The sequence below is a fragment of the Carnobacterium gallinarum DSM 4847 genome (assembly GCF_000744375.1).
Lineage (GTDB): Bacteria > Bacillota > Bacilli > Lactobacillales > Carnobacteriaceae > Carnobacterium > Carnobacterium gallinarum.
Window position 1 is genome coordinate 1,321,680 of the sequence record NZ_JQLU01000005.1, and the last position, 14,495, is coordinate 1,336,174.

Genomic DNA, 14,495 nt, shown 5'->3' on the forward strand with positions numbered 1-14,495 from the left:
CCTCTTATTGAATTTCAATAAGAGGTGCTTTTCTAATGCATAATGGGAAACATACCTAAATTCTGTAGAGCTTATTCAGGAGCTACTTCTTTAATCAAGTTTTTCATGTCCGTATTTGAATAAACATTAAATACAGTGTTACCTTTAGAATCTTTTTTGAAATGTGATGATTTAATGAAAATAGATTTTTCGCTAGTTTTGATTTCAAAAAAATCATACTCTACTTTTTTTGCGGGATTTACTCTAAATTCATTAGATCTAGAGTTAGGAATCAAAGCAAACTTGAAGCCATTCAAATTATCAGAATCAATTTTTATTCCATCATTTATAAAACTAATTTTTAATTGATTTGAATTAGAAAGTTTAATATCCAAAATAAAAGTTTCTAACTTAATAGCTAAATCCGTTTGCCCTAAGTCAATATTTATTTCGGAAGACATATCTTTCCCTGCTAGTTCAAATGTTCTAGAGTTTAAAAAATTGATCGATTTAACTCCGTTCGCTTCTACAACTTTTAATACAATATTTTCTTTATCTATGGGGAACCAAGTATTATTTTTTACATGTTCATATTTTTTTGGAAATTCACGAACACTATAATTAATTTGAGGTTCAGTTTTGAAGTAGTTAAAAAAATAGATCCCTATCATAATTGTTAAAATTATCGCAGATAAAGTTAATATTTTTTTTTTCAAAAAAATCCCTCCTACTCATTTGCAATCTAGTTTTATCTTGCCCAGGTTAAACTTTGAGTAAATGAATCATTTCCCAACTTCCAATTGGCAGATAACCCGTAATCAGTTCTCAAAACTGTATGATTTGCTACTCCGCCAGAGCCAGTAGCATAATAACCCAAATTAATTGCTCCTAAAATTGGTGAATTTTGACTAATTATAATTAATCCACATTTAGTACATCTGAAACAGTAAGCCCTATTTAATAAGGTTGCTCCGGTTTTATTATTTATTACTCTACCAGTAGCATTTCCAACCATGTTGTGTCTTCCACCGCCAGGACAAGCAAGATAACGAGGCTGTCTACCTTTTGTTTTGGTTATATATGCGATACCCTCCCCATTTAAATCAAATGAATCTGCTTCACCAAAAACTACGCCCTCATCTAGATTGCTGGCATCAACAGAGTAACCTCCAAGAATTAAAGTTGAAATGAAAATAAAAAAACCAAAGAGCCCCACGGATAGTATTTTTTTTAACACATGCATTTCCTCCTAAAATAGATTTTTTTACTATGATCATAGCAAAAATAATATAACATTAAAATTTGATTAGAACAACTCCGTTTTAAAAAAAATTAATTTAATTTTTTTTATCGTTTAAAATTCGCTGCGTTAAGCTAGATTAGTCACTCAAGAAATGCTGTTCTTACTGTATTTATTATACAATAAGATAAAAAAGGTATTTTTAAAACTAGGATAGGAATTAGTAAATTAATAAATAAAAAAACAACTTTGTTTGTTGTCTCTCCTATTTTATTCTACTTTACCCCTTCTTTTGAATTTGTCCGCTTAAGTAGGACAAATTCACAACTTCCTTTTGTTGCGTATTCTTTTGTCGATAGCATAAAATGAAGTTAGTAAGAGGCATAATTAAAAATTAAAGCGCTTTATTTTTTAATTATAGTTTAACTCAATCATCTATTTAAAAATTTAACAATCATCGATAGTTTATTAATAAAAAAGGAGGAAGAGCACATGACAAAAGAAAAAAGTAAGTTCAAAGTGCAGATTCAACAATTTGGTAGCTATTTAAGTGGCATGATTATGCCGAATATTGGAGCATTTATTGCATGGGGATTAATTACAGCTTTATTTATTCCAACCGGTTGGTGGCCTAATGAGACGATTGCAGCAATTGTCGATCCAACGATTACGTATTTATTGCCTATTTTAATTGGGTATACAGGAGGAAAGTTGGTTTACGATACTCGTGGTGGTGTTGTAGCGGCGATGGTTACAATGGGATTAATTGTTGGATCAGATATTCCAATGTTCTTAGGGGCAATGATTATGGGGCCTTTAGCGGCATGGTTAATTAAGCGGTTTGATAAATTGACTGCTGGTAAGATTCCAGCAGGTTTTGAAATGCTCGTTAATAATTTTTCAGCGGGGATATTAGCAGGCATATTAGCCATTATTTCTTTGTTAAGTATTGGACCAGCTGTGGAAGCTTTAAATAATTGGATGGCTGCCGGTGTGGGTTTCTTAGTAAACAATCATTTATTGCCTCTGGTTAGTCTGTTTGTGGAACCAGGTAAAGTTCTATTTTTAAACAATGCAATTAATCATGGAGTTTTGAGTCCGGTGGGGATTGAACAAGCCACTGAAACTGGAAAATCAATTCTGTTTCTAGTGGAATCTAATCCTGGACCGGGCTTGGGGATTTTATTGGCCTACACAATTTTTGGTAGAGGTAGCGCCAAACAAACAGCTCCTGGAGCGATTATTATTCAATTTTTAGGTGGAATTCATGAAATCTATTTCCCTTATATCTTAATGAAACCAGCTTTACTATTAAGTGCAATTGCTGGTGGAATGACGGGTGTGTTAACTTTTTCATTGTTTAATGTAGGATTAGTAGCACCCGCTTCACCGGGTAGTATTTTTGCCATTTTGGCGTTAACACCTCGTGGAGATTATGTAGGTATTCTAGCAGGTGTGATTGCAGCAACCGCGGCTTCATTTGTTGTTTCTGTTTTAATTATGAAGCTTTCAAAAGAAGTAGATGAAGATGCATTGCAAGAGGCCGAAAGCAAAATGAGCGATTTAAAAGGGAAGAAAGCAATGACTCCGAGTAGTAGTAGTGGAGTTGTATTTGCGAGTGCTAGTCAACAAACAGCAGCTTCTTTAGGATTTCCAACGAGTGTAAACAAAATTATTTTTGCTTGTGATGCTGGAATGGGTTCTAGCGCAATGGGGGCTTCGGTTTTACGAAATAAAGTCAAAAAAGCTGGTTTAACGATTGAAGTGGTCAATGCAGCAATTGCTCAGTTGCCAACAGACGGCGATATTATTGTGACCCATCGAGATTTAACTGATCGAGCGACTGAAAAATTACCAAATGCCTATCATATATCAGTAGATAACTTTTTAAATAGTAAAAAATACGATGAATTAGTCAGTCAACTACAAGGCGTTTAATTTAGCAACAAAGGTTTGATGAAGGAGGGGGAAATATGTATTTATCAGCGCGGGCCCGCCTGATTTTAGAATATGTATTAATGAATAAAAAAAAGGTTACAAGTAAAGTGCTAGCAACAGAGATGGATGTTAGCGAACGCACGATTCGTCGTGATTTAAGTGAGGTGGAGGCTGTTCTTGGGTCCTATCACTTGGAATTGGTTCGGACTGGTAACGAGTTGACAATTGAAGGAACAGAAACGGATCGTCAGAACTTCAAATGGCAATTATTGGACTTATCTTACAATGAATTCACCCCTCTAGAACGTCAAAATTTTATCTTAAAAACATTATTGCGAGAAGACCAGCCAGTGAAGCTAATTGCATTGGCAAATGATTTGAGCGTGACAATCTCAACTGTCAGCAATGATTTAATGAAGTTAGAGGATGAACTTGGAGTAGAAGTATTGATCGAACGAAAGCGTGGCTCAGGAATTCTATTACAAGCCTCAGAAAATAAAAAACGAGAAATGATGAGCGATTTACTCAATCAAACCTTGCCTAAAAATACATTATATCAATATTTCAATCAGCAAATGGCGGAATCAGAAGTAAAAACATTGGTTGAAGATCGATTATTAAACCTCTTAAATACAACTTTACTAAATCGTGTGGAAGAAGTGTTGCGCAGATGGCGTCAGGAATTAAGCTATGACATTACAGATGATGCTTATTTAACTTTAATTGTGCATATTGCGATTTCAGTGGAGCGCTTAGTGAATGGCAAACATTCAGTAGAAATTCCTGTAAATCTAGCGGCGGTTGCTGAGTACCAAGAATATCAGCAGGCAAAAGAATTATTAGCAGATTGCTTAGAAATGGAAGCACATGTTGTACCAGATGGGGAAGCGGCTTATGTCACGATGCATTTACGTGGTGTCAAAACGCAAGAAGAGGAATCGAGTTTATCTGGAAATGAGGCTATTCAGGCGATAACTTTGGCGACACGTTTAATTGCGAAGGTTAGTAGTCAAATCGATACACCCTTAGAAGAACCTGCTTTGTTAACTGGATTGGTAGCTCATTTGCGCTCGGCTTTAAGGCGTTTAGATGAAGGAATGCGCATTCAAAATCCGTTAGTCGAATCAATTAAGCAAGACTACCCAGATTTATTTAAGGTGATTCGTAGGGCATTTGATGAAGTCTATCCACGAAAAAAAGCACCTGATGAAGAGATTGGTTATCTTGTTTTGCATTTTGGGGCAACGATTCTTCAATTAAAAAAACAAGCATCCTTTAGAGGCTTAGTAGTTTGTTCTAGCGGAATTGGGACGTCAAAAATGTTGGTTACTCGTTTGCAACAAGCTTTGCCACAGTTAAAAAGTTTAAAAAGCACTTCATTATTTGAAATGCTTCATCAAGAACAAGCAGGCTTTTATGATGTGATTGTTTCTACGATTGATTTAGGGAAAGTTGATTTTGACTATTTTCTAGTAAGTCCGATTCTGACCCAACGAGAAATTGCACAGATTGAAGTCTATTTACAACAAAAGCAAGGAGTTTATCCAAAAAAAGCGATTAAGCAAGTTGAAAAATTCAATTTAATTGAGTCAGTACATCATTTGGAAAAAATGAAAGCTCAAATTGACACAGTTCTAGCTGTTTTAAAAACTTTTCAAGTCTTTCCGATTGATCAAGTTGAAGGCTCTTTGGAAGATGTGATTCGGGCGATTTGTATGGTAATTTTTCAGGATGAACAGGATTTACATGTAGAAGTATTGGTGCGTTTCTTGATGGAACGAGAAACATGGGGTGGATTTGGCATTCCGGAGACTAGGTTAGCCTTGTTCCATGTGCGTAATGAATATGTTCACCACCCATTATTTCAAGTCTTCCCATTAAAACGCCCAATGTTCGTACCTTCAATGGATGGCGGTGAGGTAGAAGTTTCGACTTTGCTCGTTTTGTTAGCACCAGAAAAATTATCAGCCTATAACTTAGAAGTTTTAAGTTATATTAGCGCTATGATTATTGACAGTGATGAAACTATTGCAACTTTTGAGTCAGGAGATAGCAGTAAAATTACCCCGTTAGTCATTCAAAAATTGTACCAATTAATGAATCAATAAAAGTTAAAAGTAATGGAGGAAATAATATTATGTTAGAACTAAACCAGCAAGATATACGATTAAATCAAACCTTTGCATCTAAAGAAGCAGCTATTCAAACAGCGGGGGAGTTATTAGTTGAAAGAGAGTATGTGTTTCCTGAGTATATTCAAAAGATGGTGGAGCGTGACGCTTTAACCTCAACCTATATTGGCAATATGGTAGCGATTCCTCATGGTACGGAAGGGTCGGGTGATTTAATCAAGCAATCTGGTGTTGTCGTTATTCAAGTTCCAGAGGGTGTTTTATTTGATGGCAATGAGGTTCAACTAATCATTGGAATCGCTGGTGCAGAAGGGGAACATTTGGATTTACTTTCAACGATTGCAATTGTTTGCTCAGAGGAAGAGAATGTTGCTGAACTAGTTAAGGCAGAAACGAAAGAGCAGATTCAAGATATTTTTAGTCAGGGGGAATTTGTATGAAAGCAGTTCATTTTGGAGCGGGAAATATCGGACGTGGCTTTATTGGCGTACTGTTATCGGAGGCAGGTTATGAGATTTGTTTTGTAGATGTTGTCAGTGAAGTCGTGGATGCGCTTAATGAAAAACGTGAATATGAAGTGATTTTGGCAAATGATACTCAAGACAGAATTCTTGTAAGGAATGTATGTGGAGTCAATAGTGGAACAGATATGCCACAAGTCTTAGCGGAAATTAGCCGTACCAATCTAATTACAATGGCAGTGGGACCAACCATTTTACCGTTGATTGCGAAGACGTTGGCTGCGGGTATTACAAAACGGATGGCAGTTAATCAAGAGCCACTACTAATTATGGCCTGTGAGAATATGATTGATGGCACGACTTATTTAAAACAGGAAGTGTATGAGTTGTTAACGGAGGAAGAGCGGATTTATGCAGATGCGACCTTGTCTTTTGCTGATACAGCTGTTGATCGCATTGTACCTAATCAATCTCACCCAGATCCTTTAACAGTCTTAGTGGAACCTTTCTATGAATGGATTGTGTCAACAAAAGGTGTAACAGCACCATTACCTGAGATTCCAGGAATCACCTATGTAACAGATTTAAAACCATATATTGAGCGTAAATTATTTACCGTCAATACAGGACATGCGATTACTGCTTATCTTGGTCATTTGCGTCAAATCGACTCTATTGATGAGGCAATTCAAGATGAGAAAATTTTATTTGCGGTACGCAGTGCTTTGGAAGAAACTGGTGCGCTATTAGAAAAGAAATTTGGTTTTTCGCATAAGGAACATCAAGCGTATATTGATAAAATTATTGAACGTTTTAAAAATCCACATATTTCTGACTATGTTTCCCGAGTTGGACGTTCGCCATTACGGAAATTAGGTCCAAATGATCGCTTTGTTCAGCCTGCAAGACAGTTTGTCGAGGCCTTTAATGAAACACCTAAAGCTTTAGCAGAAGCCATAGCAGCGGCCTTGTTGTTTAATCAGCCCGAGGATGCGGAGGCTTTAGCTTTGCAACGAGATATTGAGCTTAATGGTGTTGAAGAAGCAATCGTTGGTGTAACTGGAATTCAGAACTTTTCTAAATTATTTGATCGAGTGAAGGCATCTTATCTGGAGCTGGCCCATTAAAAAGCATGATCTCATGTAAAATAGAGTCTAAAACAAAGCTATTATCTAGTTTTGTTTTGGACTCATTTTTTTAAATAATTGCCAACAATACATCTAAAACTAAAATAAGATTGGAATTGAAGGAATTTTCTAAGCTAATCGGGGTCTCGGTAGCAATCATAAATCCAATTGTATAGGGTGACTCTTTAGCGATAGCTGAAGAAAATCCGACTATCGGAATTTTTTTAGTCTGAGCATGGTGTAATTTTTCAGTTAGCTCGGTATCAGCAGGATGTTCTGCTAGAACGAGAAGCAAGCCCATTTCTTCGATTTTGTTGTTAAAACTTAACGATGTTTCCTGAGCCGGAAGAACCGTTGCGTGAAAACCTTTTTCTTGTAACTTTAACTGCAAATAATGAGCTAAAATCGTTGAACTGGCATTTTCAGCTGTAATCAAGATGCCCAAACTGGTTGTAAGAAGTTGTTGGAAAGCTAACATGTCCATCGCATCCATGTCGAGTAAAGTTTTCTGATAATTGACGAGATAGTCTTGATAGCGTGTTGTAAAATCAAGATCCACTTGTTCCATCGCAATTGTTGGATGTTGCTTTAAATGTTCAAGGCGCAAATGAGTAGCAAATTCAGTATAGCCACTAAAACCAAGTTTTTTACAAAGTCGAATGATAGTTGCTGTTGAAGTAGCCAGCTCTTTTGCTGTGTATCGAATGCTGCTCATCGTTTCATTTTGGCTATCTTTGATTAAAAATGCTAGAATGTCATGTTCAATGTCGCTTAAATTTTTCCCTTTTGAGTAATCAAAATAATGGGGTTGAGTCAAGATGATTGACCTCCTAAATGTGCTTATTAGAATTTTACTATAGCATAAAACTTGGAGATAATCTTATTATAAATACAACAAAGATAGGTGTTGCGCACATTATATAAGTGAATTAGTGAAAAAAGGAGAGAGCAATCAAGGCTTTAGCGGTGATATCTAGATTTGAGTACTACATATATACAGCCAATCAAAAGATGAAGAAGTTCAGTGAAGGATTGCTGAATTATTATTTGGCGATTCATTCACTATTAGCACGAATGTATTCATAAAAATGACCGATGATGCTCATTAGATTGTCCAATGTGAGGCTCTAGACAGCCTATCAAGTAGAAAAAATCTCATTTATTTAATTTTGTTGAAGCCTTCAGTGATTTAGATGGATTTGTGCATACGTATACGGTTAGTCCTCTTATAATGCGTACCTAGCTTTATTTCTGCAGGAATCCATAGAGCCATTAACGATTATCCTGATAAATAAGTGTCACAACTTCATGCCAAAATTACTTCGGCAAACTTACTTTATTGGCGGGTGATCACACTATCAAAAAACAGAAACAGCTAGGAACGGATGGCTGTTTAATGTATGCGGAAGAAACTTTATTTCGCTTAGAAGAATAGTTGGAATGTTAGGTGATTTATTTTTGTTGTTGTTTTAAATAACATCGATATAATAAAGCTTACATTCTATACTTGTAGGCTTTTGTTTGTTTATTTAGAATCTATTTTGTTAAAAAGACGTATTACACGGAAAAATAAAAATTGATATATGATAAAAATCTAATTAGTATAATAATGTAACGTAAATTATATTAAGGAGTGAATGGAATGAAAAAAATGAAGTCTAAGTTAATTTTTATGTTGATTTTATGTTTGTCAGTACTGATTGGATTTGCTAAACCAGTAGATGCAGCTATCAGTGACCCAGCAATCTATAGTATTGTTGGGACAGTATTTACAGATACAAATGAAAATGGTGTTTATGAATTGCCGTTGTTGGAAGTGCCACAAACCAATAAGCAAGTGGCTTTGTATCGAAGTTTGGCTGATGCAGAAGCGAATGTAAATCCTGTTAAATCAGTAAAAACCAATGGAATTGGTGCCTATAATTTTTCTCGATTGACAGTAGGTACTTATTTTATCAAGTATGGTATTGAAGATAAGACTAGACCAATTGTTCAAAAGAAAACAGCCTTAAATCCTAATGGTGAACCTGTGAACGGAGTAGTTCAGGTAGAGATTACAGCCGGAAATTTAGTTAATATTACTGATTTAGCAACTAAGAAAATTATTAATTTAACTATGACCGTTTTTGAAGATTTGAACATGAACGGTGTGATGGATTCAAGTGAAACAATCTTGGATGGTAAAACGCTGATTTTTATTGATTTAATTAAGACTAAAGCAATGCTAGATTCAGGTGATTTGGGAAAAATCGACTTAGTAATGGCAGTTCTGAATGCAGTAGGAGGAAGCATTGACGTTGGAAATGGTGCAATGGCATTTAGAACAACAGCTAATGGGAAAGTTCTTGATATGCCAGATATTGATGCAGGAATGTATGTCATGATTCGTTCGCCATTTAATCTAACGCTTAATGATTTGATGGGAAATGTTTCTAAAATCCAAGTTATTCTTGATATTGTTGAAGGCAAAGATATGACTGAAATTATAAATCATCCAGAATTAATCAGTACAGGCGATATTACAACTACCTATGACAATGATTATTTGAAAAAAGTAGTAAGTTTTCTACCAAAAGCAATTAATACGATAGATAGCTTAGATACTGGTAAATATTTAGGAACCGATGTTGGCACGAATGTCGATAAAATTTTAGGAGACGCCAGAGGGATTGTGAAGATTTTAAACAATATTCCAGCAATGCGGTTTGCTAAAGTCGATATATTCGGAAATAGTTATGATTTAACAGGCTTCAAAGTAGTGAAAACGACTGATTTTCGCTTTGGTGTTCGGAGTTTAGCTTCAATTTCAGGAACAGTTTTTAATGATATTAATGGAAATGGTACACAAAATTCACTTGAATTATCCAAATCAATTTCGTTAACAGCTTACAATGAACAAGGTGAGGTTTTAAGAACAATTACAACACCAGAAGCTTTAGGCGGGTATAAAATTGATCAACTACCTTATGATACAACGATTTATTTAGTGGCAGGTGGTGAAAATCCAATTAGTCCAAGATACGAAGGAGAAGTTCCATCAATTTTTGACCCAAATCGAGTAGTTGGTGTTTATAATTTTGCTAGTGCAGATCCTAATTCAACTGTAAAACAAACTATTGGATTATCAATCTTTAGCCAACCGGGGATGGTTGTAAAATCGCAAAATGCAGCCAATCAAACAGCGGTAGTTACATTTAGTAATAAAAACTCTGGAAAATTAAATGTAAACTATAGCCTTAATGGTGGAGAAATCCAAACCACAACGGTGAATGCTAAAAATATATTTGGTGGAGATGCTAAAAAGGATGTCACTTTAACAAATCTACAATCGGGTACAAATAGTTTGAAAGTTTACTGGACAGCGGGACCTTACAAAGGGAAAGTTATTGAATTTTTTATTGAAGGGCCTTAATTAAACAGTGTAATAACGAGAAATCCTTATCTTGTCTAAAGTTGTTCTAACTTTAGCAAGAATAAGGGTTTTTTACGATGAAGTAGCTAGTTAAAAATAAAATATTTAAGTAGCATAAACAGATTAAGTATTAGATAATAGAGGTAGGTTTAAAATAAACTATGTTTTGGAGGTAGGAATGTGAAAACTGAAAAAGAGAAAATGATTGCTGGTGAATTCTATCGACCGGAAGATGCTGAATTAAGAGCAGGTCGTGAGGCGTCACGCAAAGTGATTAATCAATTCAATCAATCCGAAGATAAAAAGGAACGCTCAGAATTATTACAGCAATTTTTTGGAAAATTTAGTGGGGATAGTTTTATTGAACCAAATCTTAGAGCAGATTATGGTTATAATATTTACACAGGTAAGAATTTCTATGCGAATTTTGATTGTACGTTTTTAGATACATGTCCGATTACAATTGGTGATAACGTTATGTTTGCACCAGGTGTTCAACTTTATACAGCTACACATCCCCTTGATCCAGATGAACGAAACAGCGGTTTAGAATTCGGAAAGCCAATTACGATTGGCAATAATGTTTGGATTGGTGGCTCAGCAATTGTTATTCCAGGCGTAACTTTAGGAGATAATGTTGTGGTTGGGGCAGGATCAGTTGTAACAAAATCATTTCCAGCTAATTCAGTAATTGCTGGGAATCCCGCAAAATTAATTAAAACAATTGAAAGCTAAAATAGACTAAATAATAGGAGTGAGTATACAATGAGAATTGAACATGTAGCGATTTGGGTAAAAGATATTGAAAAAATGCGTCAATTTTATCAAACATATTTTAATGCATCCGTAAATGATTTGTACCATAATCCAATAAAGAAATTTAACTCTTATTTTTTAACATTTACGGATGGGGCACGGCTGGAAATTATGGAAAGAGCAGATATTCAAACGGGACATCCAGGAGACTCTTTAGGTTGGGCACATATCGCTTTTTCAGTGGGATCAAAAGAAAAGGTTGAAGAATTGACGACTAGATTAGTACAGGATGGCTATGCTTGTACTAATGGTCCACGAATAACTGGGGATGGATACTATGAAAGTGTAGTTGAAGATCCAGAAAAGAATTTAATTGAAATTACTGAGTAAGTATTGAGCAGTATAGGGGGAATGATTATGTTAGAAAAGCAAAGACAAGAGATAGATCAATTAGATCGAGAATTAGTAGCGCTATTTGAAAAAAGAATGGCAGTTGTAACTGAAATCGGGGAAATAAAAAAATCACAGAATTTACCAATATTTGATGAAGCGCGTGAAGATGCTGTTATTCAACGAGCAAAAAAACGCCTAATTAATTCCGAATATGCTCCATATATTGATGAATTTTTTACAGATTTGATGAAGACAACTAAGAAATTCCAACAAAATTTAATGAAATAAAAAAACGAGGCGTTTACTATACGTCTCGTTTTTTTCGTTTTTTAACTTCCACAGAGGTTTTAGTTGGTAAACTATTGCCACTAGTTCTTTTTTGCTTTTTTCTTTTAGCTCGTTTTTGTTGTAAAATTAATTTTTGCTTTAGTTGTTCATTTTCTTCTTTTGTCTCAATATAAGAAAAATAGACTAAAGAAATTAAATAAATGACACATAAATAGAGATAAGTAATAATCAAAGTATTTTTGCTAAAACTTGTAAAATAAGAAAAAATCGCAATGATGGTAATGATTAAGACTTGGTATTTGCTAGGCAAATACATTTGATCTCTTTTCCCCCAAAGTTCTTTAAGAAGTTTTAAAAGCTGTTCCCAAAATGTTGGAGGTTTCACTTTGTTTGGTCTTTTTTTTGTTTTATTTTTATTTGTAAGGGGCTCTTTCCTATGTTTCTTTTTTACTGAAGTTTTTTGACTAGGAGTAGAGGGACGGTTTCTTTTCTTGTTATTTGCAAAGAGAAAAATAACAGAATCAGGACTAAGTACAAAACTATTGATAATTAGTACCCCAAATGCGACTATAATGGTATAATAGAATACAATAGTATAAATAGTGAAAAAGTAGTTAGGTTGTATAATAGTTAATTCTCCCTTCAGTAAAGATTTTAAGCACCCATTTGATGTGTTTTAGAATAAAATTACTAGTTCCATTTTACCATAATATACTAAACTTATGGTGAATTTAAGGGAAATATAAAGATTATAGACAGATTTATTGTGAATGATTTGGCAGATGAAGTATTGAATTAAAAAATATTGGAGGAATGAAGATGTTACCATTCGCCTGGTTCAAGAAAAAAGATAAGTATGAAGAGTACGATGATGAATATGAGGAGTATGAAGACGAAGAATACGAAGATGAAGAATATGATGAAGAGTATGATGATGATGAATACGAAGATGAAGAATTAGAGCCAGAAGAGGATACTAGTAAATATGATTACGAAGCAATTGCTGGTAATTTTGAAAAAGAAAATGCTCGTCTATTTAAAGATAATGAACGTGTTAAACGTAAATTAGCCATGGCTGAAGAAGAATTGAAAATGATTGGTCTTGAAAAAAATCAATTACAAGAGAAGTTTGAAAATGTAGAAAAAGGCAATGATTTAACAAATCAAAGCACGAAAAAACAATTAAAAGATACCATCGCGCTATATACAAAAGTCAATGAAGAAAATAAATCATTGAAGGAACAATTGGATAAACTCAATACTTATGGATTTGATATTATCGAAACCGAGAAAAAATTAGCAAAATATCATGTAGTCGAGCGTGAAAATGAAGAGCTTAAAACGCAGTTAATGAATGTAAAAGTTGATTTAGCTGATGCCGTTCTGAACGCTAAGCAAATGGCCAAGGATATTGTGAATAAAGCTAGTGAAGAAGCAAACAAATATCAAACGAGTGTAGAAACAAAGCGTAATTCTGTTACAGAAGAAATTAATGAAATCTACCATGAACTGGATCATTCAAGATTGAAATTAAACAATTTGTTTAATGAAGTTCGTATTCAAGTAGATCAATTAAAGAATGTTGTTGAAGAAAAGAATGATTAAAAAAAGCTTTCCTCCGATTTTTTTGGAGGAAGCTTTTTTTGTGCAATAGCTTCTGCTAGTTAGATTAAATATTATTGACACTATTCATCATATTGTCTAGTACTTTTTTAGAAATTTAAGCATTACAATAGGTATATATCAGAAAAGGAGAGATAGTATGTTATTATATATTCGCTTAACGCGTGCACTAAAAAATTCTGGAGCAGTTACTATACTAGGACTGATACTTTTGTTTTTGGGATGGACAAAAGATACTTATATTAAATGGAATGTAGAATACACACAATATGCTATATTTGGCGGCGGATTCTTAGTTTTAATAGGTATTTACATTTTTATTCGCAATTTTAGTGGTTTATTATCCACTTTTGAAAATCAACAAGCAGATTTTTTATTTCAACATATTGCGCCAGAAGATAAGCGGAAATATTTAGCTGTAGGAGCATTGTATTCAACCCATCTTTATCGAACTATCGAATGTTTGGATAATTTCTTTTTACAAAAAAAAGAAAACATAGATCAAGGAAAAAAGAATATTGAAGAGTATTGGGACATTGTTGATGAGCAGTCAGCGAAAAAACAACTTGATTGGTTGCTATACAGAGGACACCGAAATAATTATGAGGTAATTGATGAAGTAAAATTTATTTTTGCTCAGCTACAGGGACAGACTGCAATGACCAAAGAATTGTCGATACTAGTAAAAAATATAAAAAAAATTACTTACACTTGTCAAAAAAATAACAATGAGTATATTGATGAAACGAACATTTATAAGTGTAGTACTATTAGTGGTTGGGATTACATTCGTGGTGTTAGTGTTGCTAAAAATTGTTATAATTTAGGTTATTTAAATGAAGAAGAAGCGTGGCAGTATATAATCTCGTTTGGTAAAAATGTCAAAAATGAATTTTCTTCTTGGGAAGAACTTGCGATATCATTTTTAATTGGTCGTTATATTTGGTCAGAAGATTGTGAACAGGAAGAGTATGTTAAAAAAATATCAGATTTATTTTCTTTTTATGATGAAAATGAAGAAGATGGGTTTAAAGAAAATATTTGGAAAAAATATTCGATAAGTGAATTATAGAAATAAAATACACTAAGGATACTAGCAACTAAATAAAAAGGATGAAGCACAATCATGAAAGATTGTGCTTCATC

The 14,495-nt window shown here is 34.0% G+C and carries 13 protein-coding genes and 1 pseudogene; 10 read left to right on the plus strand and 4 right to left on the minus strand.

What is annotated here, in order from left to right:
• Positions 1-71: 71 nt before the first annotated feature.
• Together BR43_RS10915 and BR43_RS10920 are read right to left on the minus strand one after the other, a co-directional pair.
• Positions 72-695 (minus strand): hypothetical protein, encoded by a 624-nt coding sequence (locus BR43_RS10915; protein WP_034561977.1) that lies wholly within the window; start codon positions 693-695, stop codon positions 72-74.
• 32 nt (positions 696-727) lie between these two features.
• Positions 728-1,216 carry a hypothetical protein gene (locus tag BR43_RS10920; protein WP_034561979.1) on the minus strand — a complete coding sequence of 163 codons (489 nt, stop codon included), beginning with the start codon at positions 1,214-1,216 and terminating at the stop codon, positions 728-730.
• 495 nt (positions 1,217-1,711) lie between these two features.
• Between BR43_RS10920 and BR43_RS10925 the strand changes: the two genes are divergently transcribed.
• From BR43_RS10925 to BR43_RS10940, 4 genes are read left to right on the plus strand one after another with little or no spacing between them, the layout of a single operon-like run.
• Positions 1,712-3,157 (plus strand): PTS mannitol transporter subunit IIBC, encoded by a 1,446-nt coding sequence (locus tag BR43_RS10925; RefSeq protein WP_034561981.1) that lies wholly within the window; start codon positions 1,712-1,714, stop codon positions 3,155-3,157.
• Between the two features lie 35 nt (positions 3,158-3,192).
• Positions 3,193-5,265 carry a BglG family transcription antiterminator gene (locus BR43_RS10930; protein WP_034561984.1) on the plus strand — a complete coding sequence of 691 codons (2,073 nt, stop codon included), beginning with the start codon at positions 3,193-3,195 and terminating at the stop codon, positions 5,263-5,265.
• A 29-nt stretch (positions 5,266-5,294) separates the two neighbouring features.
• Positions 5,295-5,729, plus strand: a complete 435-nt coding sequence (locus BR43_RS10935) for a PTS mannitol transporter subunit IIA (RefSeq protein ID WP_034561986.1) — start codon at positions 5,295-5,297, stop codon at positions 5,727-5,729.
• The gene (locus tag BR43_RS10940) at positions 5,726-6,877 is read left to right on the plus strand and encodes a mannitol-1-phosphate 5-dehydrogenase (RefSeq protein ID WP_034561988.1); all 1,152 of its coding nucleotides are present in this window, start codon (positions 5,726-5,728) and stop codon (positions 6,875-6,877) included. The genes BR43_RS10935 and BR43_RS10940 overlap by 4 nt, the downstream gene beginning before the upstream one ends.
• Positions 6,878-6,947: 70 nt before the next feature.
• Here BR43_RS10940 and BR43_RS10945 read toward each other — a convergent pair whose 3' ends face one another.
• Positions 6,948-7,694 carry a MurR/RpiR family transcriptional regulator gene (locus BR43_RS10945; protein WP_169741047.1) on the minus strand — a complete coding sequence of 249 codons (747 nt, stop codon included), beginning with the start codon at positions 7,692-7,694 and terminating at the stop codon, positions 6,948-6,950.
• Positions 7,695-8,519: 825 nt separating this feature from the next.
• Between BR43_RS10945 and BR43_RS10950 the strand changes: the two genes are divergently transcribed.
• From BR43_RS10950 to BR43_RS10965, 4 genes and pseudogenes are all read left to right on the plus strand, one after another.
• On the plus strand, positions 8,520-10,289 hold the full coding sequence (locus tag BR43_RS10950) for a hypothetical protein (RefSeq protein WP_034561992.1): 1,770 nt from the start codon (positions 8,520-8,522) through the stop codon (positions 10,287-10,289).
• Positions 10,290-10,490: 201 nt separating this feature from the next.
• Positions 10,491-11,018 (plus strand): annotated as a pseudogene (locus BR43_RS10955) (sugar O-acetyltransferase); the annotation flags it as partial.
• A 36-nt stretch (positions 11,019-11,054) separates the two neighbouring features.
• Positions 11,055-11,435 (plus strand): VOC family protein, encoded by a 381-nt coding sequence (locus BR43_RS10960; protein ID WP_034561995.1) that lies wholly within the window; start codon positions 11,055-11,057, stop codon positions 11,433-11,435.
• Positions 11,436-11,462: 27 nt separating this feature from the next.
• Positions 11,463-11,726 carry a chorismate mutase gene (locus BR43_RS10965; RefSeq protein WP_034561996.1) on the plus strand — a complete coding sequence of 88 codons (264 nt, stop codon included), beginning with the start codon at positions 11,463-11,465 and terminating at the stop codon, positions 11,724-11,726.
• A 16-nt stretch (positions 11,727-11,742) separates the two neighbouring features.
• On the opposite strand, the gene BR43_RS10970 is transcribed toward BR43_RS10965, so the two are convergent.
• Entirely contained in the window at positions 11,743-12,042 is a 300-nt protein-coding gene (locus BR43_RS10970) for a hypothetical protein (RefSeq protein WP_034561998.1), read from the minus strand.
• A 503-nt stretch (positions 12,043-12,545) separates the two neighbouring features.
• On the opposite strand from BR43_RS10970, the gene BR43_RS10975 reads away from it, so the two are divergent.
• Together BR43_RS10975 and BR43_RS10980 are read left to right on the plus strand one after the other, a co-directional pair.
• Positions 12,546-13,331, plus strand: coding sequence for a hypothetical protein (locus tag BR43_RS10975; protein WP_034561999.1), 786 nt, complete (start codon positions 12,546-12,548; stop codon positions 13,329-13,331).
• 157 nt (positions 13,332-13,488) lie between these two features.
• Positions 13,489-14,421 (plus strand): DUF1266 domain-containing protein, encoded by a 933-nt coding sequence (locus BR43_RS10980; protein ID WP_034562000.1) that lies wholly within the window; start codon positions 13,489-13,491, stop codon positions 14,419-14,421.
• Positions 14,422-14,495: the final 74 nt, after the last annotated feature.